This window comes from Streptomyces sp. NPDC101191 (assembly GCF_044767915.1).
Lineage (GTDB): Bacteria > Actinomycetota > Actinomycetes > Streptomycetales > Streptomycetaceae > Streptomyces.
On sequence record NZ_JBIWOU010000015.1, the window covers coordinates 130,383 to 151,083 of the forward strand.

Below are 20,701 nucleotides of genomic sequence, written 5' to 3' on the forward strand. Positions count from 1 at the left end.
ACACCGACGGCCGGGCCCCTCTCGGAGGGGCCCGGCCGTCGGCGTTCGTGTCCGAACGCGGCTCAGCGCGTGGCCAGCTCGAACCACACCACCTTGCCGCCCGAGAGCCGGGTGGCCCCCCAGCGCCGGGCCAGCCGGTTCACCAGGAACAGCCCGCGGCCGCTCTCGTCGGTCTCCCGCGCCCGCCGCTGCCGCGGGAGCTGCGGCGAGTCGTCGCCGACCTCGCAGCGCAGCACGTCCGTCCGCAGCAGCCGCAACGTGACCGGCCGCTCCGCGTACCGCACGGCATTGGTCACGACCTCGCTGATCAGCAGCTCCACCGAGTCCGTGAGCTCCTCCAGGTCCCAGCGCGCCAGCGCCCGCCGGGCCAGCCGTCGGGCCCGGCCCGGGGCCGCGTCCTCCGGCTCCAGGAACCAGTACGCCACGTCGCTCGGCGCGATCCCGTCGAAGCGGGCCGCGAGCAGCGCGATGTCGTCGTCCCGGTCGCCCGGTCCGAGCATGTCCAGCACGTCGTCGCACAGCGCCTCCAGCGGAGGCGAGTGGTCCGGGCCGGTGAGCTGGGCCGTCGCCGCGAGCCGCTCGCGCAGCTGCTCGATCCCGGTCCACACGTCGCGCAGCCGGGACTCCACCAGACCGTCCGTGTAGAGCAGCAGCGTGGCCCCGGCCGGCGCGTCCAGCTCCACCGCCTCGAAGTCCACCCCGCCCACACCGATCGGTGCGCCCGGCGGTACCCGGAGCACCTCGGCCCGGCCGCCCAGGTGCAGCAGTATCGGCGGCGGATGGCCCGCGTTGGCGATGGTGATCCGGTGCGAGACCGGGTCGTAGACCGCGTACATGCAGGTGGCCATGCGGTTCTCGCCGAGCCGCTGGGCCTGCTCGTCCAGGTGGTGCAGCACCTCCTGCGGGGGCAGGTCGAGCCCGGCCAGGGTCTGCGCGGTGGTGCGCAACTGGCCCATGATCGCCGCCGAGGTCATGGAGTGGCCCATGACGTCGCCGACGACGAGCGCGACGCGGCTGCCGGGCAGCGGGATCGCGTCGTACCAGTCGCCGCCGACCCGGGCGGTCTCCGCCGCGGGCAGATAGCGCGAGGCGAGCCGTACACCGGTCGGCTGCGGCAGCGAGTCCGGCAGCATCGTGCGCTGCAGTTCGTCCGCGATGTAGGCCTCGCGCCCGTACAGCACCGCCTTGTCGATGCCCAGGGCCGTGTGGGTGGCCAACTGGGCGGCGACCAGCAGGTCGTTGGGCTCGAAGCCGGCCCGCTCCGGGCGGCGCAGGAACACCGCGGCGCCGATCACCCGACGCCGCCCCCGCAGCGGCGCGAGTATGGCCCGCTGCCCACCGGGCACCGGATGCTCCGGACCGAGCAGCTCCGGCAGTGCGGCCCGGGCGGCGGCGGAGTCGCCGGGCACCGGCCGCACCCCGCGCAGCACCTCGGCCAGCGCGCTGCCCGAGCGGACCTCGCACAGCTCCGCCGCGGGCGTCGGATCGGGGTCGGGGACGAGGACCAGCTCCTCGCCCTCACCGTCCGTTAACCGCAGCCGGTCGGTACGGCGCAGGCGCAGGACGAAGGGCTCCGCGGGGCGCTCGTCGCCCACCGGCAGCGGGTCGCGCAGATAGACCAGGATCGCGTCGGAGAAGGTCGGCACGGTCGCCCGGCACAGCCCGAGGACGATCTCGTCGAGGTCGAGGCCGCGCGCGATCCGCCGGGTCGCGGCGCCCACGAACCGCAGCCGGTCGCCCTCGCGGCGCGCGGCGGCGCCGTCGCCGCCGCTCTGGCCGCCGCCGGGCGGAGGCACCGCGACGGCGGCCGCCGTCGCCGTCGCCGTCTCCTGACGGGGGCGGGTGCGTTCCTGGGGCCGGTCGGCCATCGCCTTGCGGCCTTCGTGGGAGGTGGGATGCTCCGTCACGCCTGGGATTCCGTCCATCCGGGCCGGTGGTGCCTTGCACGCGCTCTTCTCGCCGATGCCGCTCCTTCGGCGGGGCTAAACCACCGGCGCGAGGTCGATGTGGAGGAGCGGGCCGACGCGGCCGCGCACAGGTCGGGCACTGCTCTCCCCCTCATGAAGCAATCATGGATGACTGGCGGATGACCAGAGGTCAGGTCCAGTGCCGTGCCAGGTCTTTGACGTGCCGTCCGATCGGTCGAGTGCTTGCGGAGGACGATCCTACGTTTGCCCCCCGGGGGCGCATCAAGGGTCTCATGGTGCCGTGTGCACCGGGGTGCGATCCCAGTCGGCCGGCAGTTCGGGGACCGTCCAGGCGGGGTCGGGCCGCCAGTTCTCCCAGCCGTCCGAGAAGGGTGCGCCCCAGGACCGGATCGTCTCGACGGCAGCCCGGCCCGCCCGCCGGACCCGGGCCGCCTGCGCGGCGTCCATCAGGCCGGACCGCTGGGCCTGGGCGAACTCGTCCTCGTCCCGCCACAGCCAGCTGTGGTCCGGGTAGACGGAGATGTCGAGGAAGTGGTCCTCGGAGTCGACGCCGTCGGACCAGCGGGTGCGGGGCGCCTCGAGGTTCACGTACCAGCTGCGGAAGCGCCAGCCGCGCTCCCAGAAGAGCCAGACCGACCACGGGGCGCCGGGCGCGGCCAGCTTGAGCACCCCGGCGCCGTGCCAGCGGGCGCGGGTGGTGGTGCGCGGCGCCGTGTACCGGGTGGCCAGCGGCTCCTCGTGGACGGGGGTGCCGTCGGCCAGGACCGGCTTGACGCACTCGGTGCCGGGGGCCATCCAGACCGCGAGGAGCTCAGGGGTGTCCTGGACCACGGTCACCGGGCGGCAGATGTGCACGTCGCCGGTGCCGTTGTCGCGGTAGCGCCAGAGGATGTGATCCCCAGGCGCCCAGTGCCGAGGGCGGCCGGATCCTGTCATGCGCAGATCTTAGGGGCGGCCCCCCGGCACCGCTGCGGCGAAGGTCACGGATGAGTCAGCCGCGGTTCAGGGGCGGGTCATGCGCAGGACGTCCAGGGCCTCGTCGAGCTGTTCGAGGGTGAGGTCGCCCCGTTCCACGTAGCCGGAGTCCAGGACCACCTCGCGGATCGTCCTGCGTTCGGCCAGCGACTTCTTGGCGACCTTGGCGGCCTCCTCGTAGCCGATGTACTTGTTCAGGGGCGTCACGACGGACGGCGAGGACTCGGCGTACTCGCGGGCCCGCTCGGCGTTGGCGGTGATCCCGTCGACGGTGCGGTCGGCGAGCAGCCGGGCGGCGTTGGCCAGCAGGCGTACGGATTCCAGCAGGTTCTTGGCCATCACCGGGAGCATCACGTTGAGCTCGAAGTTGCCGGCCGCACCGGCCACCGCGACCGTGGTGTCGTTTCCGGTCACCTGTGCGGCGACCATCAGCACCGCCTCGGGGATGACCGGGTTGACCTTGCCCGGCATGATCGAGGAGCCCGGCTGGAGGTCGGGAAGATTGATCTCGGCGAGGCCGGTGCGCGGGCCGCTGGACATCCAGCGCAGATCGTTGGAGATCTTCGTGAGGGATACGGCGATGGTCCTGAGCTGGCCGGATGTCTCGACGAGTCCGTCCCGGGCGCCCTGGGCCTCGAAGTGGTCGCGGGCCTCGGTGAGCGGCAGGCCGGTGGCCCGGGCGACCTCGGCGATGACGGCGGCCGAGAAGCCGGGCGGCGTGTTGATGCCGGTGCCCACCGCGGTGCCGCCGAGGGGGAGTTCGGCGAGCCGGGGGAGCGAGGCCGTCAGCCGCTCGACGCCGTACCGGACCTGGGCCGCGTAGCCGCCGAACTCCTGCCCGAGGGTGACGGGGGTGGCGTCCATCAGGTGCGTACGGCCGGACTTGACGACGCTCGCGAATTCGGCTGATTTCCGCTCCAGCGAGGCCGCCAGGTGGTCGAGGGCCGGGATCAGGTCGTGGGTGACGGCGGCGGTGGCGGCGATGTGGATCGACGACGGGAAGACGTCGTTGGACGACTGCGAGGCGTTCACGTGGTCGTTGGGGTGCACGTCCCGGCCCAGCCGCTCGGTCGCGAGGGTGGCCAGCACCTCGTTGGTGTTCATGTTGGAGGAGGTGCCGGAGCCCGTCTGGAAGACGTCGACCGGGAAGTGCGCGTCCCAGCGCCCCTCGGCGACCTCCGCCGCCGCGTCCTGGATCGCCCCGGCCACGTCCGCGTCGAGCACCCCGAGCTCGGCGTTGACCTTGGCGGCGGCGGCCTTGATCCGGGCCAGCGCCTCGATGTGGGCCCGTTCCAGGCGCTGCCCGGAGACCGGGAAGTTCTCCACCGCCCGCTGGGTCTGGGCGCGCCACTTGGCGTGGGCGGGGACCCGGACCTCGCCCATGGAGTCGTGCTCGATCCGGTAGCCCTCTTCGTTGCTCATGGTTCGTCAACCTCCTCAAAAAGCTGAGCACTTGTCTTGTTCGATGTATTCCCAAGTCGTTTACCGGCCAGTAGAAACCGTGGGTAACCCCACTTCCAGGAGGCGCAATGACGCGCACCAGGTACAGACTCCGCTGGCCGGTCGCCGCCCTCGCCGCGGCGGCGGCGGCCCTCGGCAGCATGACGGCCGCCGCCCCCGCCGGAGCGGCCGACACGGCCACCGCGGCCGGAATCACCTCCGTCCCCCTCTCGCCCGAGCTGGAGGCGATCCGGGCCGCGGAGGCCACCAAGATCTACGGCAGCCCCGAGGAACGCCCGCTCGCCCAGCGCCGGACCGGGCTGATCTCGCTCGGCGACAGCGAGATCTCCGGGGAGGGCGTCGGGAACTACGAGTCGCCCACCAACGGCCCGGCCAACTGGTGCCACCGCTCGCCCGACGCCGCCATCCACCGCACCGGGATCCCCGCGGACCTCACGTTCAACGTGTCCTGCTCCGGCGCGTACACGGGCAACATCCGGATCGACGGCTCCCAGCAGTACGCCGACGAGCTGGTCCAGAGCGACAACCTGGCGATCAAGGCGCGCAACACCCGCATCAAGATGGTGGTACTGGTCGCGGGCGCCAACGACGACCTCCAGTTCGGTCCCGTCATGACCGACTGCGTCCAGCGCTACCTGCTCTCCCAGGGCCCCTGCGAGCCCGCGTACGCCCCCGGCTGGCAGGCCCGCGTCGACGGCCTCGTGCCCAAGGTCGAGCAGACCGTCCGCGACCTGCGGACCGTCATGCACGACGCCGGCTACGCCGACGCCGACTACAAGCTCGTGGTGATGGGCTACCCCAGCCCGATCGGCCCGGACTTCCACGACAACCCGAACTTCCCGGGCAAGCTGATCTGCGGCGGTCTCGGCTACGACTCCGACACCAAGTGGGGCCGCAACACCGCCGTCCCCGCCTTCGAGCGCGGCATGCGCAAGGCGGCCGCCGACACCGGCGCCGTCTTCCTCGACAACTCGCGGCTCTTCCACGGCCACGAGGTCTGCATGGAGGACGCCTGGGCGCGGGGCCTCTACATCGACCTCTCCAAGCCCGGCACCCCGGACGAGAACTCCGTCCGCCAGTCCTTCCACCCCAACTACCGGGGCCACGGCGCCTTCGCGTCCTGCCTCACCCAGATCTACAGCGCCGGCGTCCGCGAGGCCGCCTGTGCCGACGTCGACTCCTCGGGCACGCCGACGCTCTTCCCGCTCGCCTGGGACGACGCGTACCGGCCGCTGAAGAACGCGGCCACCGGCAACTGCCTCGACGTGAACGCCTCCGAGTCCGCCAACGGCACCGCCGTCCTCGGCTGGGACTGCCACGGCGGCCGCAACCAGGGCTGGTGGTACGACTCCGCCCGCCGGACCGTGCACACCCAGCTCACCCAGGACCGCTGCCTGGACGTCCCCGGCGCGGTCTACCAGGCCGGCAAGGCGCTCATCGTCTGGAACTGCAGCGGCGCCGCCAACCAGAAGTTCGTCCGTGACGGCGACACCCTCCGGCCGGCCGCGGCCACCGGTCTGTGCCTGACCCAGGGCGCCGCCAGGGAGGCGATCCGCCTGCAGAGCTGCAACGGCTCCGCGAACCAGCGCTTCGCCGCCTGACGTTCGCGCGGGGCCCCACGACACCGTGGCCCCCGTCCGGTGCGGGACGGGGGCCACGGGCAGGTCCACCACGGTCACGCGGTGCGGCTCACCGCACCCGCAGGCTCTGCTTCGCCAGCTCGTACGCCGGGAGCATCTGCTGGTGCTCCTCGGTGTCGAGCCCGCCGAGGTGCACGATGACCGGGCCCTTCGGGGTGTCGACGGCGAAGGCCCGCTCCTGCTTCTTCTCGTCGAGGGCCTCGTTGTGCACGGTGTAGACGGCCTCCGTGGCGGGCAGTGCGCCGGCGTGCGTCTGCTTGAACAGGACGCCCGACGTCTTCTGCTGCGCCTTGACGAAGGCCTCGAGCGCGGCACGGGCCGGCCCCTTGTCCCCGGGCGCGGTCCACACCCGCAGGAAGCCGATGTTCCCGGCGGGCTTGGCGTCCACCTCGCAGCGGGCGAAGGCCGGTCCCTGGCGGGTGAGCGCGGCGAACTCCGGGTCCTCCGGGTTCTCGACCGCCTTCGGCTTCCAGTCCTTCGCGAGGGAGAACGAGACGGGCAGCTCGCAGGCCGTACCGGCGCCGCCCAGCGAGCCGGCCGCGTTCGCCGGCTTCGTCTGCGCGGGCGGGGACGAGGGCGCGGCGCTCGTCGGCGCGACGGGCGCCGGCTGCGCCGCGGGGGAGTCCGCCTGGCTGCCGCAGGCGGTCAGCAGCAGTCCCGAGGCCAGCAGGGCGACGGGTACCGCCGTACGTATGGATGCTCTCTGTGGCATGGGCCCATCATCCCTGGCCGGTGACCGGCCCCCGCGACCCGGGTGCGCCCCCGGGCGGGCGGCCGGACAATGATGAGCGGGCCTCGGGGGAGATCCGCCATCCCGGCAGGAGGCAGGACATGATCCGCAGGTTCAGGAGGATCGGCGCGCTCGGCGCCTGCACGGTCGCGGCCGTGGCGCTCGCCACCGCCGCCCCGGCCGCCGCCCACGACGACGGCGACGGCTTCGAATTCACGCTCTACGCCAAGGAGGTCCCCGTCTCCGGGGCGAGCGAGAGCGCCCCGGCGCCCAAGGCGGGCGACACCTTCACGTTCGCCGACGACCTGTACAAGACCAAGGGCGGCGACAAGGTCGGCCGGGACGGCGGCGTCTGCGGAGTGGTGCGCGTCTCCGGCGACCAGGCCGACGCCAACTGCATCGGCACCTTCGCCCTGAACGGTGGACCGGGCGGCCAGCTGACCGCCCAGGCCCTGACGACGTTCGACATCACGAACGAGCAGCCGGCCGCCTTCGACGTCGCCGTCACCGGCGGCACCGGCGACTTCAAGAGCGCGCACGGCTACATCCGTGTGACCCCTGACGGGGACTACCAGCGGATGGACTTCCACATCACCACGCGCTGACCACGCGGTGCCCGCCCCCTACGACAGCTTGCCGTCGTAGTCGGGCAGCTTGAAGGTGCGCTCGGCGTGGCCGCCGACCAGGTCGGTGGTGTTGTTGCCGATGTTCGCGATGATCGTGTAACCCTTGGCCTCGATCTCCGCGCGCTTGGCGGTCTTGTACGCGCTCACCTCGGCGAACAGATCGGGCAGCGAGCGCACGTACAGCCCGTCGACCGGGTAGCCGGCCTTCTTCAGGTTCCAGTCCGTCAGGGAGTGGATGATCCCCGGACGGGCCGTCACGAAGAAGACGGACACCCCGCGCGCGTGGGCGTCGGCGACCAGGGCCCGCACCTCGGGTATGGCCGGGGTCGGGAGCTCCCAGAACGGGTGGAAGTCCGTCTCCAGGGAGGAGTTGTCGATGTCGAGGACGATCGCCTGCTTCTCGCCGTCGGCGTCCTCGGCGCGGTCCTCGATGTACGGGCGCGCCTGGTCGACCACGGCGGCCACGTCGTGCCGCCAGGTCGTGTAGTCGACGTGCTTGATCGCGGCGGTCGACGCGAGGTGCGTGTCCGGGTCGGCCGCGGAGGCGGCCGGCGCGGGGCCGACCACGAGGAGGGCGGTCAGGCCGAGGGTGGCGGCCGCGGTGGTTTTGGCCTTTGCGGAGGGCATGGGGGGCTCCCGAGTGGTCTACCGGCTCAGTGGTTGACATGCTCGCGCCCCATACTGGCCAGTAGGAGACGAGAGGGCTACCAGTCGGTAGCGAAAATCTGAGCGAAGATCGACGAAGGGGCCCGCCAAGGCGCCGGCGAGGGCGCGGGCAGGAACGTCCCGCCGAAGGTCCCGGAGACGGCCCCGGCCAGAGGCGCGGCGGACCGGTCCCGGATACGGCCCCGGCCAGAGGCGCGGCGGACCGGTCCCGGAGACGGCCCCGCCCGCGCCCCCGCCGACGACGCCCCCGGCCGCGGGGGCCGGGAGCGCGGGCGAGCGCACGGGCGGGCGGGGCGCGGGAGGGCGCCGGCGCCGGCTCGAAGGAGGGCCGGTCAGCCGACGAGCCCCTCCTCGAAGCGCAGGTAGCGCTCGACGGACCGGGCCAGGACCTCGTTGCCGCCCGAGGTCACCACCCGGTTCCACCACGCGCCGTAGATGCGCTCGAAGCGGTAGCCGCCCAGCAGGTCGGCGGCGGCGCGGACGGCCTGCGGGCGCTCCGGAACGTGGTTCGGATAGCTGTACATGACGGTCACCCAGCGCGTGTCCGGACAGACGTTGACCACGTCGCCGGTGAACAGCGCCCCCTGGCCCGCGCTCCAGTGCAGCACGGCGCTGCCGGGGAAGTGGATGCCCGGGTTGATCAGGGTCAGCTCGTCGCCCAGGCGGAGCGTGCGGCCGCTCCAGAATTTCAGCGCCGGATCGGGCCGGCCGACCCACCGCCGGTCCGCCTCGTGCAGATGGACGGGGGCGTCGAAGGCGTGCGCCCACTCCACCATCGTGGAGTAGAAGTGCGGGTGGCTGATCGCGATGTGGTCGATGCCGCCGAGCTCCTCGACGGCCCGCACCATCGCGTCGTCCAGGTACGGCACGCAGTCCCACAGCACGTTCCCGGCGGAGGTGCGCAGCAGCAGCGCGCGCTGCCCGATCGCGAAGCCCGGGGTGTACCCGACGCCGAGCACGTCGGGCCCCTCCTCCTCGAAGCGGCCGGTCTGCCCCTCGGCGCGCAACTCCTCCAGGGTCGTCCACCGCTGCCCGTCCCGGCCCACGTACTGCCGCTCGTCCAGACAGACGGGACAGTCGGGCCGCGGCTCGGCGTACTGGGTGCCGCACGCGCGGCAGATCGGGGGCGCCGGGATGCCGGAGTCAGCCACGGGTACCCCCGGCGAGCTCGGTGAGGACGTACGGGCGGCTCGGGCGCCAGCCCAGCACCCCGGCCGCCCGCCGCCCGGACACCACCTGGTGCAGCGCGAGCGCCTCCGCGAACGGCGCCCCGAGCACCTCGGCGGCCCCCTCCACCGGCCACGGCTCGGCGCGCCCGGTCCCACCGGCGGCGAGGTCCGCCGCCGCCGCGACCGCCGCGACGGGCACGGCCTCGTGCGCCACGCCGTGCAGCACCGTGCCCGCCTCGGCCTTGGCGAGCACCAGGGCGTAGAGCTCGGCGAGGTCGTCCACGTGCACCATCGGCCAGCGGGTCGCCGCCGAGCCCACGTACCGGCCCGTGCCGTGCTCCCCGGCCCAGCCGGTCATCATCGCCGGGATGCCGCCCCCGCGGCCGTACACGATGCCGGGGCGCACCACGGCCGCGCGCACGTCCTCCCCGGCCGCGGCCAGCACCCGCTCCTCGATCCGCGGGCGGTAGCCGACGATCGCGATCGGGTCGGTCGCCGCGTCCTCGTCCACGGGCGCGTCCCCGGTGGCGCCCAGCACCCACACGCCGCTGGTGTAGACGAACGCCCGGCCGGTCCCGCGCAGCGGCGCGAGCAACGCCTCCAGCGCGGCCGTGTCCACCGCCTCGTCACCGGTCGGCGTCGCCAGGTTCACCACCGCGTCCACGTCGTCCGTGACCGCCGCGCGCAACGAGGCCGAATCGGTCAGATCCCCGACCCGCACCGGCCCGTCGCCCTCCCACGCGGTCGCGTCCTTCACCAGCGGGACCACGACATGGCCCTCCAGCGTCAGCCGCGCCACCACCGCGGAACCTATGTATCCGGTCGCGCCCAGCACCAGAACCCTCATGACCTCTCCCCTCCGGCCGCTCCGCCGGCCCTTCGTCCGACGAGGGGAACCGTACGAACACGGAAGGGTCCTGCGGATCCGTCAGATGACCGGGATGCCTTACGGGGGTGGACGACCGGGATGGCGTGCCGGGGCGGACGACCGGGATGCCGTGCCGGGTTGACGACCCGGGATGCCATGCCGGGGGTTGACGACCCGGGACGCCGTACGGGGGTGGTGGACGACCCGGCCGCGGGACCCCTGACGGAGGCCGGGGCCACGGGGAGCGGGGGAGGCCGGGGCCACGGGCAGTGGGGGATGCCGGTGCCACGAGGAGCGGGGGAGGCCGGCGCCACGGGCAGTGGGGGGAGGCCGCCGCCACGGGCAGTGGGGGGAGGCCGCCGCCACGGGCAGTGGGGGAGGCCGGCACCACAGGCAGCGGGGGAAGCCGCCGCCACGGGCAGCGGGGGGAGGCCGGGGCCACGGGGCCCGCACCCGCGCCGCGCCCCCGGTCCCGCTTCCTCAGCCCAGGTCCAGCGCCCCCAGCGCGGCACGCGAGGGCACGCCCAGCTTCGGGTACGCGTTGGACAGGTGGTAGCCGACCGTGCGGGGGCTGAGGAACAGCCGCGCCCCGATGTCCCGGTTGCTCAGGCCCGTCGCCGCCAGCCGGACCACCCGCAGCTCCTGCGCCGTCAGCCGGCCGGCGAGATCCGACCCGGCCGCCGCCGGGGCCGGAGCGGCCCCCAGCGCCCGCAGCTCGGTGCGGGCCCGGTCCGCCCACGCCCCCGCCTGCGTCCGCTCGAACACCTCCAGGGCCACCGTCAACGCCTCCCGGGCGGCCCCCCGGCGCTTCGCCCGGCGCAGCCACTCGCCGTACAGCAGCCGGGTCCGCGCCTCCTCGAACGGGCGGCCGTCCCCCTCGTGCGCGGCCAGCGCCCGCTCGTACCAGTGCTCGGCCGCACCCTCGGGGGCCAGCAGGGCGCGGCAGCGCAGCTCCACCGCCTCCGCCCACGGCGTCCCGGCTGACCCCGCCCAGCGGGCGAACCGCTCGGCCGCCGGGCCCGCGTCGGCGCCCCGGCCGAGCCGGGCAGCCGCCTCCACCTGGTCGGGCAGGCTGTGCACGGAGAGCATCAGATGCCGGTACGGCCCGCCCGTCAGGACCGCGAACCGCTGCAGCGCGGCGTCGTAGCGGCCGAGCCCCAGGTCGAGCAGGCCCAGCGCCCTCGTCCGCGAGACCGCATGCGGCGCGAGACCGGGCCACAGCTCGCCGCCCGGGTCCGTCACGCCCGGCTCGTCCCCGTCCAGCGCGGCGAGCGCGGACAGCACGCCGCACAGCAGCGAGGCGAGGTGCCGCTGACCGGTGTCACGGGCGATCTCCAGCCCCTCGACCGCCGTGGTGTACGCGTCCCGGTGCCGGCCCAGGAAGAGCCGGCAGCGCGCCAGCCGCAGCAGCACCCGCGGCAACACACCCGCGGCGCCCTCCGCCCGGCACTCCTGCTCCAGCGCCACCGCCTCGTCGAGCACCCCCCGGTACTCGCCCAGCAGCATGTCCCAGCCGTGCAGCCGCACCTGGTCCGCCAGGCTGCGCTCGGGCCGGGTCCGCACCACGTACCCGGCGAACTCCCGGATCGCCGCCGCCCCGGCCACCGGATCACCCGCCAGCGCGTCCAGCACCCCCGACGCGCCCCGGTACACCGGACAGTCGCCGAAGTCCAGGCCGGCGAGCCGCGACCGGGTGTCCCGGGCCGCCGCGACCGGGTCCGGCGCGTCCCACGCCATCGCCGCCGACTCGAACAGCAGCCACGCCCCCGTGGCCGGCCGCCGCGCCGTCACCTCGCGGGTCGCCTCGACGAGCAGCAGTCGCGCCGACTCCGCACGGCCCCGGCCGTGCTCCAGCGCCGCCCGCACGCTCGCGAGCCGGGCCACCGCCGGCGGACTGCTCACCGGCCCCGCCTCGTCGGCGAGCGCGGCCGCGAGCTCCACCTGCCCGGCCTCGGCCGCGGCCGCCGCCGCCGCGGCCAGCCGCAGCGACCGGGCCTCCGGGTCCTCCGTCAGGCGGGCCGCCCGCCGATAGGCCGCGGCGACCGCCGCGCGCCCGCCACGCGAACGGAACAGCTCGGCGCTGCGCTCCAGTTCTGCTGCGACCTCCTCGTCGTAGCCCACCGTCGCCGCCGCCAGGTGCCAGGCCCGGCGGCCCATGTCCCCACCGGCGGGCGCCGCTTCGGCGAGCGCCCGGTGCGCCGCCGTCCGCTCGGCCAGCACCGCCCCCTGGTACGCCGCCGCCCGCACGAGCGGATGCCGGAAGACGAGCCGCCGCCCGGAGACCCGCACCAGGTCCGCCGCCTCCGCGGGCCCGAGGTCCCCGGCGCCCGCCCCGACCCGTTCCGCCGCCGCGAGCACCAGCGCCACGTCACCCGTGTCGTCGGCCGCGGCGACCGTCAGCAGCCGGCGGGTCGGCCCGGGCAGGGCCAGGATCCGCTCGTCGAAGATCCGCCGCACCCGCCACGAGGCCGGCAGGACGGCGATCTCCCGGGCGTCCAGCGGCTCGCTCCCGTCCCGCTGGGCCGCCGTCAGCGCCCCGGCCAGTTCCACCAGGGCGAGCGGATTGCCCTGTGCGAGCCCGCGGATCCGGTTGCTCACGGCCGCGTGCAGGTCGGGCGCGCGGCCGGCGAGCAGCGCCGCGCCCTCCTCGTCCGTCAGCGGCCCGAGGTGCAGCACCGGCAGGCCGGGCGCGCCGTCGAAGGCCGCCGACCCCTCGCGCGCGGCGAACACCATGGCCACCCGCCCCACGCCCAGCCGGCGGGCCGCGAACAGCAGCGCGTCCACGGTCTCCAGGTCCAGCCAGTGCGCGTCGTCGACCAGCACCACGACTGGCCGCTCCTCGGCCAGCTCCCCGAGCAGCCCGAGGGTGGCCGCCCCCACCAGGAACCGGTCGCCGAGCGGCGCGTCGTCCAGCTCGATCACCCCGCGCAACGCCCGAAGCTGACGCTCCGGCAGACCGCGGGCCCGCTCCAGCGTGCCCCGCAGCAGCACCTGGAGGCCGGCGTACGGCAGCGCCGCCTCCGACTCGACCCCGACGCACCGCAGCAGGACGGCCCCGTCCGCGAGCGCCCCGGCGTGTTCCAGCAGGGTCGTCTTGCCCGACCCGGCCTCGCCCCGCAGCACCACGGCCCCGCCCCGGCAGTCCGCCGCCCGCGCCAGCAGCCCCACCAGGAAGTCCCGCTCCCGGTCCCGGCCGCTCAGGCCCCCGTCGCTCATCGGTGTTCCCCCTTCACCCGGACGTCCTGACGATCATGCCGTCACCCGGGACGAACGACGACAGGCCCCCGGCGCGTGCCGGGGGCCTGTCGTCAAGCGGGGGTCAGAGACCGGGGCCGCGCACCGGGATGTGGGTGAACGTCGGCTCCGGGGCAGGGCTCTGGAAGAAGTCGTTGCCCTTGTCGTCCACCACGACGAACGCCGGGAAGTCCTCGACCTCGATCTTCCAGACCGCCTCCATGCCGAGCTCCTCGTACTCGACGACCTCGACCTTCTTGATGCAGTCCTGGGCGAGGCGCGCCGCCGGGCCGCCGATGGAGCCGAGGTAGAAGCCGCCGTGCGCGCCGCACGCGTCGGTGACCTGCTTCGAACGGTTGCCCTTGGCCAGCATCACCTTCGAGCCGCCCGCGGCCTGGAACTGCTCCACGTAGGAGTCCATGCGGCCGGCCGTCGTCGGGCCGAAGGAACCGGAGGCGTAGCCCTCGGGGGTCTTGGCGGGGCCCGCGTAGTAGACCGGGTGGTCCTTCAGGTACTGCGGCATCTCCTCGCCGGCGTCCAGCCGCTCCTTGATCTTGGCGTGCGCGATGTCGCGCGCCACGACCAGCGGGCCCGTCAGCGAGAGGCGGGTCTTGACCGGGTGCCTGGTGAGTTCGGCGAGGATCTGGTCCATCGGCTGGTTGAGGTCGATCTTCACGACCTCGCCCGCCTCCAGGTGCGCGTCCTCGGTCTCCGGCAGGAAGCGCGCCGGATCGGTCTCCAGCTGCTCCAGGAAGACGCCCTCGGCGGTGATCTTCGCGACGGCCTGGCGGTCGGCCGAGCAGGAGACGGCGATCGCGACGGGCAGCGAGGCGCCGTGGCGGGGGAGGCGGACCACCCGCACGTCGTGGCAGAAGTACTTGCCGCCGAACTGGGCGCCGATGCCGATCTTCTGCGTCAGCTCGAAGACCTTCTCCTCCAGCTCCTTGTCGCGGAAGCCGTGGCCGGTCTCGGCGGAGCCCTCGGCGGGCAGCTCGTCCAGGTAGTGCGCGGAGGCGTACTTGGCGGTCTTCAGGGCGAACTCGGCGCTCGTGCCGCCGACGACGATCGCCAGGTGGTACGGCGGGCAGGCGGCCGTGCCGAGCGAACGGATCTTCTCCTCCAGGAACTTCATCATGGAGGCCTCGTTCAGGACCGCCTTGGTCTCCTGGTAGAGGAAGGACTTGTTGGCCGAACCGCCGCCCTTGGCCATGAAGAGGAACTTGTACGCGCCGCCGTCGGTCGCGTACAGCTCGATCTGCGCGGGCAGGTTCGAGCCGGTGTTCTTCTCCTCCCACATGGTCACGGGGGCCATCTGCGAGTAGCGCAGGTTGAGCTTGGTGTAGGCGTCGTAGATGCCCTTGCTCAGGGCCTCCTCGTCCCGGCCCTGCGTGAGCACGTTCTGGCCGCGCTTGCCCATGACGATCGCCGTGCCGGTGTCCTGGCACATGGGCAGGACACCCGCGGCGGCGATGTTCGCGTTCTTCAGGAGGTCGAGCGCGACGAACTTGTCGTTGCTCGACGCCTCCGGGTCGTCGATGATCTTCCGCAGCTGGGCCAGGTGGGCCGGGCGCAGGTAGTGCTGGATGTCGTGGATCGCCTCGGCGGCCAGCTTGCGCAGCGCCTCCGGCTCGACCTTGAGGAACGTACGGCCGTCGGCCTCGAAGGTGGAGACACCTTCGGAGGTCACCAGGCGATAGGGCGTGGTGTCCTCTCCCAGGGGGAGCAGATCGGAGTACGCAAACTCTGGCATGACGGCGGCCATTCCTCACTCGGCAGACAGCGGCGCCGCCTCCATTGGCGGCGCGTCCTCCAGCCTAAGACGCGCGGGCGGCGGCGATCCTGTGAGGTAAGGCTCAGTAGGGGCCGGGGCCGCGCCGGAATGGCGCGTTTGCGCTGCGCCGTGCCCGCCGCCCCCGGGACACGGCCGCTCCCCCTGGTCGCGATCTATCGCGTTTCGCTACGCTGAGGTCGTGGACCTCGAAAAGCAGCCTCAGCAGCCGCCCGCTCCCGCGCCCCGGCCCGACTTCGCCGATCCCGCGGGGTCGCTGCGGGCCTCGGACGCGGACCGGGACAGGATCGCGGACATCCTCGCGGACGCCCTGGCGGAGGGGCGGCTCGACGCCGAGGAGCACTCGGAGCGGATCGACGCGGTCTACCGGGCGAAGACCGTCGGCGAGCTGGAGCCGATCGTGCGGGACCTGCCGGTCGCCGGCTCCCGGCCGCACGCCGCGCCCGCCCCGCTGTACGGCCCCGAGGACGCCGAGGGCCCGGCCGACAACCTGGTCGCGGTGTTCTCCGCGTCGACCCGGAGGGGCCGCTGGCGGGTGGGGCGCAGGACCAACGCCTTCTCGCTCTTCGGCAGCATCGAGATCGACCTGACCGAGGCGATCTTCGCCCAGCGCCTCACCACCATCAACGCGACGTCGATCTTCGGCAACGTCGAGGTCCGCGTCCCGGAGAACATCACGCTGCGCGGCAGCGGCACCGGGGTCCTCGGCAACTTCGAGGTGGTGACCCTGGAGGGCGTCGATCCGCAGGCCCCGGTCGTGGTCGTCAACGGCTTCGCGATCTTCGGCAACGTGGAGGCCAAGCCCAAGCGCGGCAAGTGGATCACCGACCTGCAGAACCAGGTTCAGGACAAGTTCCGCAAGCATCTCGGTCACTGACGCCCGGATTCCGCTCCGTACGCTGACCGGAATTCGCCGTCAGGTGTCCGCACCGCGGAACACCGCGGCACGCAGTGCATAGGCGCGCGCACAGCGGGTAGGGCTGGTGCATCGTCGCTCGCTCGCCCGCGGAAGCCGTCGTCAGGAGTAGACCGTGCTGCACACGCCGCCGCATCAGCCCCTCCGGGTCGCCGCCGCCGTGCCGCCCCAGCGCATCCCCGCTCGGGAGGACGAGGCCGGTCCCTGGCACGCGGAGGCGGTGTGCCGGAGGGACGAGGCCGGGCTCTTCTTCGCCCCCTCCAAGGAACCCACCGCCGCCCGGCTCGCCCGGGAGGAGGCCGCCAAGCGGGTCTGCGCCCGCTGTCCCGTGATGGTCGAGTGCCGTGAGCACGCGCTGCTCCAGCCCGAGCCGTACGGGGTGTGGGGCGGGCTCACCGCCGCCGAGCGCCGTGTGGTCCTCGCCCGGCGCCGCCGCCGGGAGGTCGAGCTCCGCAAGGCGGCCGCGGCCGAGCGCATCGCCCAGGCCGGCTGACGCGTCCGTCACCCGTACGGAAAGGGGCGCCCCCACCGCACATGGGGGCGCCCCTTTCCGTACCGGTTCGTACCGGCGTCGCTTCCGCGCCGCTACTTCGCGCGGTCGAAGTCGATCTTGCTGTACGCGCGCAGCTTCGACAGGCGGTGGGTGGAGTCGATCTGCCGGATCGTGCCGGACTTCGAGCGCATGACCAGGGACTGCGTGGTCGCGGTCTCGGAGCGGTAGCGGACCCCGCGGAGGATCTCGCCATCGGTGATGCCGGTGGCGACGAAGAAGACGTTGTCGCCGGAGACCAGGTCGTTGGTGGTGAGGACCCGGTCGAGGTCGTGGCCCGCGTCGAGGGCCTTCTGGCGCTCGGCCTCGTCCTTCGGCCACAGCTTGCCCTGGATCACGCCGCCCAGACACTTTATGGCGCAGGCCGAGATGATGCCCTCGGGCGTGCCGCCGATGCCCATGAGGAGGTCGACGCCGGTGCCCTCGCGGGCGGCCATGATGGAACCGGCCACGTCACCGTCGGAGATGAACTTGATCCGGGCGCCGGTCTCGCGGATCTCCTTGACGATGCCCTCGTGGCGGGGGCGGTCCAGGATGACCACGGTGACGTCCTCGGGCGTCATGCCCTTGGCCTTGGCGACCCGGCGGATGTTGACCGAGACGGGCGCGTTGATGTCGACGAAGTCGGCGGCCTCGGGGCCGGTGACCAGCTTGTCCATGTAGAAGACCGCGGACGGGTCGAACATCGCGCCGCGGTCGGCTGCGGCGAGGACGGCGATCGCGTTCGGCATGCCCTTGGCGTTGAGCGTGGTGCCGTCGATCGGGTCGACGGCGATGTCGACCTCGGCACCGGTGCCGTCGCCGACCCGCTCCCCGTTGAAGAGCATCGGCGCCTCGTCCTTCTCGCCCTCGCCGATGACGACCACGCCGTTCATCGAGACGGTGGAGATCAGGGTGCGCATGGCGTTCACCGCCGCGCCGTCCGCGCCGATCTTGTCTCCGCGGCCGACCCAGCGGCCGGCGGCCATGGCGGCGGCCTCGGTCACCCGGACCAGTTCGAGGGCGAGGTTGCGGTCGGGGGCCTCGGGAGAGACCTCCAGCTCGGGCGGCAGGTGGTGGTGCTCGGTCATCGGAGCGCACCTTTCTATGCGGCGACGGTCGGCGACGGCCGGAAAAACAGAGGGTGCTGTGACTCTATCGTCAGGTCGACAAATTGAGCAGAGGGGCCCACGTATGAGCACAACACCATGATGCGACCATGGGGGCGTGGCAGGTATGCGAGGCAGGCAGACGGTACGCGGGATGTTCCAGTCCCTCGCGGTGATCATGGTCGCCGCGGGCGTGATGTATTACTTCATCCCCCACGACGAGAAGGCGACCCCGGTCGAGACCAAGGACTACCGGGTCGAGCTGGCGACGGCGCAGCGCGCGGCGCCCTACCCCGTGCTGGCCCCCGAGGGCCTCGGCGCGGACTGGAAGGCGACGGTCGTCTCGTACAAGCGCGAGGAGCACGACGCCTGGCGCCTCGGCTTCCTGGACCCGGACACCCAGTACGTGGCGGTCAACCAGTCCACCGCCGACCCCGCGAAGTACGTGCCCGAGGTCACCCTGGAGGCCAAGAACTCCGGGAAGACCCAGACGGTGGGCGGCCGGGTCTGGCAGCGCTGGGAGGGTCCGAAGTACGACGCCCTCGTGCGCACCGAGGGCGGTGCGACGACGGTCGTGGCCGGTACGGCCTCGTTCGAGCGGCTCGCCCAGATGGCGGGCGCGCTGCAGTCGAAGAAGGTCTGACGGCGCGAGGTCCTGCTGCTGCGGACATGCGGAAGGGCCCCTGGTGCGGTGCACCAGGGGCCCTTCGCGTGCGCTCAGGTCATCAGACGGTGGTGATGACCTCGTCGAAGGCCAGACGCGGGGAACGCGGGAACCAGGCGTCCTCGCCCGGCTTGCCGATGTTGACGACCATCAGCGGGGTGTGGTCGTCGTCCAGGAACTCCTTCTGGAGGCCGGCGAAGTCCATGCCGGTCATCGGGCCGGCGGCCAGGCCGGCGGCGCGGACGCCGACGATGAAGTAGGCGGCCTGGAGGGCGGCGTTCAGCAGGGCGGACTGCTCGCGGACCGGGCGCTCGGCGAAGAACATGTCCTTGGCCTGCGGGAAGTGCGGAAGCAGGGCCGGGAGCTCCTCGTGGAACTCGTTGTCCGCGGAGAGGATGGCGACCAGCGGGGCGGCCTTCGTCTTGGCCTGGTTGCCCTCGGCCATGTGCGCGACCAGGCGCTCGCGGGCCTCGGGGGAGCGGACCAGGGTGATGCGCAGCGGCGTCTGGTTGAACGCGGTCGGGCCGTACTTGACGAGGTCGTAGATCGCCTGGACCTGCTCGTCGGTCACCGGCTCGTCGGTGAACGTGTTGGCAGTGCGGGCCTCACGGAAGAGGAGGTCCTGGGCGGCGGGGTCAAGAACGAGAGACATGCTGCGTACCTTCCGAACTGCAAGGGGGGTCGCTCGTCGGGGGGAGCGAGCGATGTCTCGACAGTACGCCCGGAGTAGGTGAAGTTTCAACTATCCAAACCGGATAGTGATCCGGTTCACAGGATTAAGTGTACGCGACAACCCCGCGCCCCCTACTCCTCCCCCTCCGCCGCCTCCTCCGCCCGCTCGGCCGCCAGCGAGGCGTCGAGCCGGGCCCGCGCCCCCTCCAGCCAGTGCCGGCAGACCTTCGCCAGCTCCTCGCCGCGCTCCCACAGCGCCAGCGACTCCTCCAGCGTCGTCCCGCCCGCCTCCAGGCGCCGGACGACCTCGATCAGCTCGTCCCGCGCCTGCTCGTAGCCGAGCGCGCCCTGTTCCGTACCCGTAGCCATGCGTCTCTCCTTGGAAATCCCTGGGGAAGATGATCCGGACCGGCGTCCGGAAGATGTGCGGCGCTCAGCCCTGACCGGCCGTGCGGCGCACCGTGAACTCGCCCGCGGCCACCCGGGCCCGCAGCTCCTCGTCGGCCCCGACCTCCGCCGGGTCCCGCACCACCGCGCCGTCCGCCCGCTGGAGCACCGCGTACCCGCGCTCCAGCGTCGCCGCCGGCGACAGCGCCCGCACCCGCGCCCGGGTGTGCGACAGCTCCGAGTCGGCCCGGTCCAGCAGATGCCCGAGCGTGCGCCGGCTGCGGGCGAGCAGCGCGTCGAGCTCGTCCTCGCGCACCTCGACCATCCGCTGCGGGTGCTCCATCACCGGCCGGGCCAGCGCGTGCGCCAGCCCCCGCTCCTCACGCTCCAGCAACCCCCGCACGCAGCGCAGCGCCCGGTCCCGCAGGCCCCGCACCCGCTCCAGCTCCTCGCCCACGTCCGGCACGACCTTCTTCGCGGCGTCGGTCGGCGTGGAGGCCCGCAGGTCCGCGACGAGGTCGAGCAACGGCGAGTCCGGCTCGTGACCGATCGCCGACACCACCGGCGTACGGCAGTCGGCGACCGCCCGGACCAGCTGCTCGTCCGAGAACGGCAGCAGGTCCTCGACGCTGCCGCCGCCCCGCGCCACGATGATCACGTCCACACCCTCGTGCGCGTCGAGCTCCCGCACCGCCTGGATCACCTGCGGCACGGCCTTCACCCCCTGCACCGCCACGTTGCGCACCTCGAAACGGACGGCCGGCCAGCGCCGCCGCGCGTTCTCCAGGACGTCCCGCTCGGCCGCCGACGCCCGCCCGGAGACCAGGCCGATCAGCTGCGGCAGGAAGGGCAGCGGCTTCTTCCGGTCGAGTGCGAAGAGTCCCTCGGCGGCCAGCGACTTCTTCAGCATCTCCAGGCGGGCCAGCAGCTCGCCGATGCCGACCGGCCGGATCTCCGCCGCCCGCAGCGACAACTGCCCCCGGGGCGCGTACCACTCCGGCTTCGCGTGCACGACCACCCGCGCGCCCTCGGACACGACGTCGGCGACGGCGTCGAAGACCTGGCGGTAGCAGGTGACGTTGATCGAGATGTCGTACGAGGGGTCCCGGAGCGTCAGGAACACCACCCCGGCTCCCGGCCGCCGCGACAACTGCGTGATCTGCCCCTCGACCCACACCGTCCCGAGCCGGTCGATCCAGCCCCCGATGAGCCGGGAGATCTCACCGACGGGCAGCGGCGCTTCGGCTGACGTGTTCAGACCCATGCGCCGAGCGTAACGGCCCGGTCCGACAGCGGAGGCGTGCCGTGCGGGGGCCCGTCACGCTCCCGGACCCAGGC

Annotated in this window: 18 protein-coding genes; 5 read left to right on the forward strand and 13 right to left on the reverse strand. The window is 73.3% G+C overall.

The window, feature by feature from the left end; genetic code table 11:
• Positions 1-62 precede the first annotated feature (62 nt).
• From ACIRQF_RS37010 to ACIRQF_RS37020, 3 genes are all read right to left on the reverse strand, one after another.
• Complete coding sequence (locus ACIRQF_RS37010) at positions 63-1,907, reverse strand: SpoIIE family protein phosphatase (protein WP_404099269.1); 1,845 nt, start codon at positions 1,905-1,907, stop codon at positions 63-65.
• Positions 1,908-2,198: 291 nt separating this feature from the next.
• The gene (locus tag ACIRQF_RS37015; protein WP_404099271.1) at positions 2,199-2,864 is read right to left on the reverse strand and encodes a DUF402 domain-containing protein; all 666 of its coding nucleotides are present in this window, start codon (positions 2,862-2,864) and stop codon (positions 2,199-2,201) included.
• Positions 2,865-2,930: 66 nt separating this feature from the next.
• Positions 2,931-4,325, reverse strand: a complete 1,395-nt coding sequence (locus tag ACIRQF_RS37020; protein WP_389757815.1) for a class II fumarate hydratase — start codon at positions 4,323-4,325, stop codon at positions 2,931-2,933.
• A gap of 107 nt (positions 4,326-4,432) precedes the next feature.
• Here ACIRQF_RS37020 and ACIRQF_RS37025 point away from each other — a divergent pair, with 107 nt between their 5' ends.
• A complete protein-coding gene (locus ACIRQF_RS37025) occupies positions 4,433-5,965 on the forward strand; it encodes a ricin-type beta-trefoil lectin domain protein (protein ID WP_404099274.1) in 1,533 nt (510 codons plus the stop codon).
• Positions 5,966-6,053: 88 nt separating this feature from the next.
• Here the strand turns inward: ACIRQF_RS37025 and ACIRQF_RS37030 are convergent, their stop codons facing one another.
• Positions 6,054-6,716, reverse strand: coding sequence for a lipoprotein (locus ACIRQF_RS37030; protein WP_404099276.1), 663 nt, complete (start codon positions 6,714-6,716; stop codon positions 6,054-6,056).
• A gap of 119 nt (positions 6,717-6,835) precedes the next feature.
• Between ACIRQF_RS37030 and ACIRQF_RS37035 the strand changes: the two genes are divergently transcribed.
• A complete protein-coding gene (locus ACIRQF_RS37035; RefSeq protein WP_382486640.1) occupies positions 6,836-7,339 on the forward strand; it encodes a dirigent protein in 504 nt (167 codons plus the stop codon).
• A gap of 18 nt (positions 7,340-7,357) precedes the next feature.
• Here ACIRQF_RS37035 and ACIRQF_RS37040 read toward each other — a convergent pair whose 3' ends face one another.
• The 5 genes from ACIRQF_RS37040 to ACIRQF_RS37060 form a co-directional block, all read right to left on the reverse strand.
• Complete coding sequence (locus ACIRQF_RS37040; protein WP_389759790.1) at positions 7,358-7,987, reverse strand: HAD family acid phosphatase; 630 nt, start codon at positions 7,985-7,987, stop codon at positions 7,358-7,360.
• Positions 7,988-8,358: 371 nt separating this feature from the next.
• A complete protein-coding gene (locus tag ACIRQF_RS37045) occupies positions 8,359-9,177 on the reverse strand; it encodes an MBL fold metallo-hydrolase (RefSeq protein WP_382486644.1) in 819 nt (272 codons plus the stop codon).
• Positions 9,170-10,042: an NAD-dependent epimerase/dehydratase family protein gene (locus ACIRQF_RS37050; RefSeq protein WP_404099280.1), complete on the reverse strand. Its 873-nt coding sequence runs from the start codon at positions 10,040-10,042 to the stop codon at positions 9,170-9,172. Before ACIRQF_RS37050 ends, ACIRQF_RS37045 begins: the two co-directional genes overlap by 8 nt.
• A 501-nt stretch (positions 10,043-10,543) precedes the next feature.
• Positions 10,544-13,279: an AAA family ATPase gene (locus tag ACIRQF_RS37055; protein WP_404099282.1), complete on the reverse strand. Its 2,736-nt coding sequence runs from the start codon at positions 13,277-13,279 to the stop codon at positions 10,544-10,546.
• Between the two features lie 103 nt (positions 13,280-13,382).
• Positions 13,383-15,047, reverse strand: a complete 1,665-nt coding sequence (locus ACIRQF_RS37060; protein WP_404099284.1) for a fumarate hydratase — start codon at positions 15,045-15,047, stop codon at positions 13,383-13,385.
• A 220-nt stretch (positions 15,048-15,267) separates the two neighbouring features.
• Between ACIRQF_RS37060 and ACIRQF_RS37065 the strand changes: the two genes are divergently transcribed.
• Positions 15,268-15,963: a DUF1707 domain-containing protein gene (locus ACIRQF_RS37065; RefSeq protein ID WP_376637828.1), complete on the forward strand. Its 696-nt coding sequence runs from the start codon at positions 15,268-15,270 to the stop codon at positions 15,961-15,963.
• Positions 15,964-16,120: 157 nt separating this feature from the next.
• Positions 16,121-16,495 carry a WhiB family transcriptional regulator gene (locus ACIRQF_RS37070; protein WP_376637850.1) on the forward strand — a complete coding sequence of 125 codons (375 nt, stop codon included), beginning with the start codon at positions 16,121-16,123 and terminating at the stop codon, positions 16,493-16,495.
• A gap of 92 nt (positions 16,496-16,587) precedes the next feature.
• On the opposite strand, the gene glpX is transcribed toward ACIRQF_RS37070, so the two are convergent.
• A complete protein-coding gene (gene glpX, locus ACIRQF_RS37075) occupies positions 16,588-17,622 on the reverse strand; it encodes a class II fructose-bisphosphatase (protein WP_376637829.1) in 1,035 nt (344 codons plus the stop codon).
• Between the two features lie 145 nt (positions 17,623-17,767).
• On the opposite strand from glpX, the gene ACIRQF_RS37080 reads away from it, so the two are divergent.
• Complete coding sequence (locus ACIRQF_RS37080; RefSeq protein ID WP_404099304.1) at positions 17,768-18,283, forward strand: DUF4245 domain-containing protein; 516 nt, start codon at positions 17,768-17,770, stop codon at positions 18,281-18,283.
• Positions 18,284-18,365: 82 nt separating this feature from the next.
• On the opposite strand, the gene ACIRQF_RS37085 is transcribed toward ACIRQF_RS37080, so the two are convergent.
• The 3 genes from ACIRQF_RS37085 to xseA form a co-directional block, all read right to left on the reverse strand.
• The gene (locus tag ACIRQF_RS37085; protein ID WP_376637831.1) at positions 18,366-18,956 is read right to left on the reverse strand and encodes a malonic semialdehyde reductase; all 591 of its coding nucleotides are present in this window, start codon (positions 18,954-18,956) and stop codon (positions 18,366-18,368) included.
• Between the two features lie 152 nt (positions 18,957-19,108).
• A complete protein-coding gene (locus tag ACIRQF_RS37090) occupies positions 19,109-19,345 on the reverse strand; it encodes an exodeoxyribonuclease VII small subunit (protein ID WP_382486654.1) in 237 nt (78 codons plus the stop codon).
• A 64-nt stretch (positions 19,346-19,409) separates the two neighbouring features.
• Positions 19,410-20,627, reverse strand: coding sequence for an exodeoxyribonuclease VII large subunit (xseA, locus tag ACIRQF_RS37095; protein ID WP_404099289.1), 1,218 nt, complete (start codon positions 20,625-20,627; stop codon positions 19,410-19,412).
• Positions 20,628-20,701 lie beyond the last annotated feature (74 nt).

What these genes read in the sequence shown, in the direction of transcription:
- ACIRQF_RS37030 (WP_404099276.1), bottom strand. Translation starts at nt 6,716, where the DNA reads ATGCCACAGAGAGCATCCATACGTACGGCGGTACCCGTCGCCCTGCTG.
- ACIRQF_RS37085 (WP_376637831.1), bottom strand. Translation starts at nt 18,956, where the DNA reads ATGTCTCTCGTTCTTGACCCCGCCGCCCAGGACCTCCTCTTCCGTGAG.
- ACIRQF_RS37025 (WP_404099274.1), top strand. Translation starts at nt 4,433, where the DNA reads ATGACGCGCACCAGGTACAGACTCCGCTGGCCGGTCGCCGCCCTCGCC.
- ACIRQF_RS37015 (WP_404099271.1), bottom strand. Translation starts at nt 2,864, where the DNA reads ATGACAGGATCCGGCCGCCCTCGGCACTGGGCGCCTGGGGATCACATC.
- ACIRQF_RS37020 (WP_389757815.1), bottom strand. Translation starts at nt 4,325, where the DNA reads ATGAGCAACGAAGAGGGCTACCGGATCGAGCACGACTCCATGGGCGAG.
- xseA (WP_404099289.1), bottom strand. Translation starts at nt 20,627, where the DNA reads ATGGGTCTGAACACGTCAGCCGAAGCGCCGCTGCCCGTCGGTGAGATC.
- ACIRQF_RS37055 (WP_404099282.1), bottom strand. Translation starts at nt 13,279, where the DNA reads ATGAGCGACGGGGGCCTGAGCGGCCGGGACCGGGAGCGGGACTTCCTG.
- ACIRQF_RS37080 (WP_404099304.1), top strand. Translation starts at nt 17,768, where the DNA reads ATGCGAGGCAGGCAGACGGTACGCGGGATGTTCCAGTCCCTCGCGGTG.
- ACIRQF_RS37090 (WP_382486654.1), bottom strand. Translation starts at nt 19,345, where the DNA reads ATGGCTACGGGTACGGAACAGGGCGCGCTCGGCTACGAGCAGGCGCGG.
- glpX (WP_376637829.1), bottom strand. Translation starts at nt 17,622, where the DNA reads ATGACCGAGCACCACCACCTGCCGCCCGAGCTGGAGGTCTCTCCCGAG.
- ACIRQF_RS37060 (WP_404099284.1), bottom strand. Translation starts at nt 15,047, where the DNA reads ATGCCAGAGTTTGCGTACTCCGATCTGCTCCCCCTGGGAGAGGACACC.
- ACIRQF_RS37040 (WP_389759790.1), bottom strand. Translation starts at nt 7,987, where the DNA reads ATGCCCTCCGCAAAGGCCAAAACCACCGCGGCCGCCACCCTCGGCCTG.
- ACIRQF_RS37035 (WP_382486640.1), top strand. Translation starts at nt 6,836, where the DNA reads ATGATCCGCAGGTTCAGGAGGATCGGCGCGCTCGGCGCCTGCACGGTC.
- ACIRQF_RS37050 (WP_404099280.1), bottom strand. Translation starts at nt 10,042, where the DNA reads ATGAGGGTTCTGGTGCTGGGCGCGACCGGATACATAGGTTCCGCGGTG.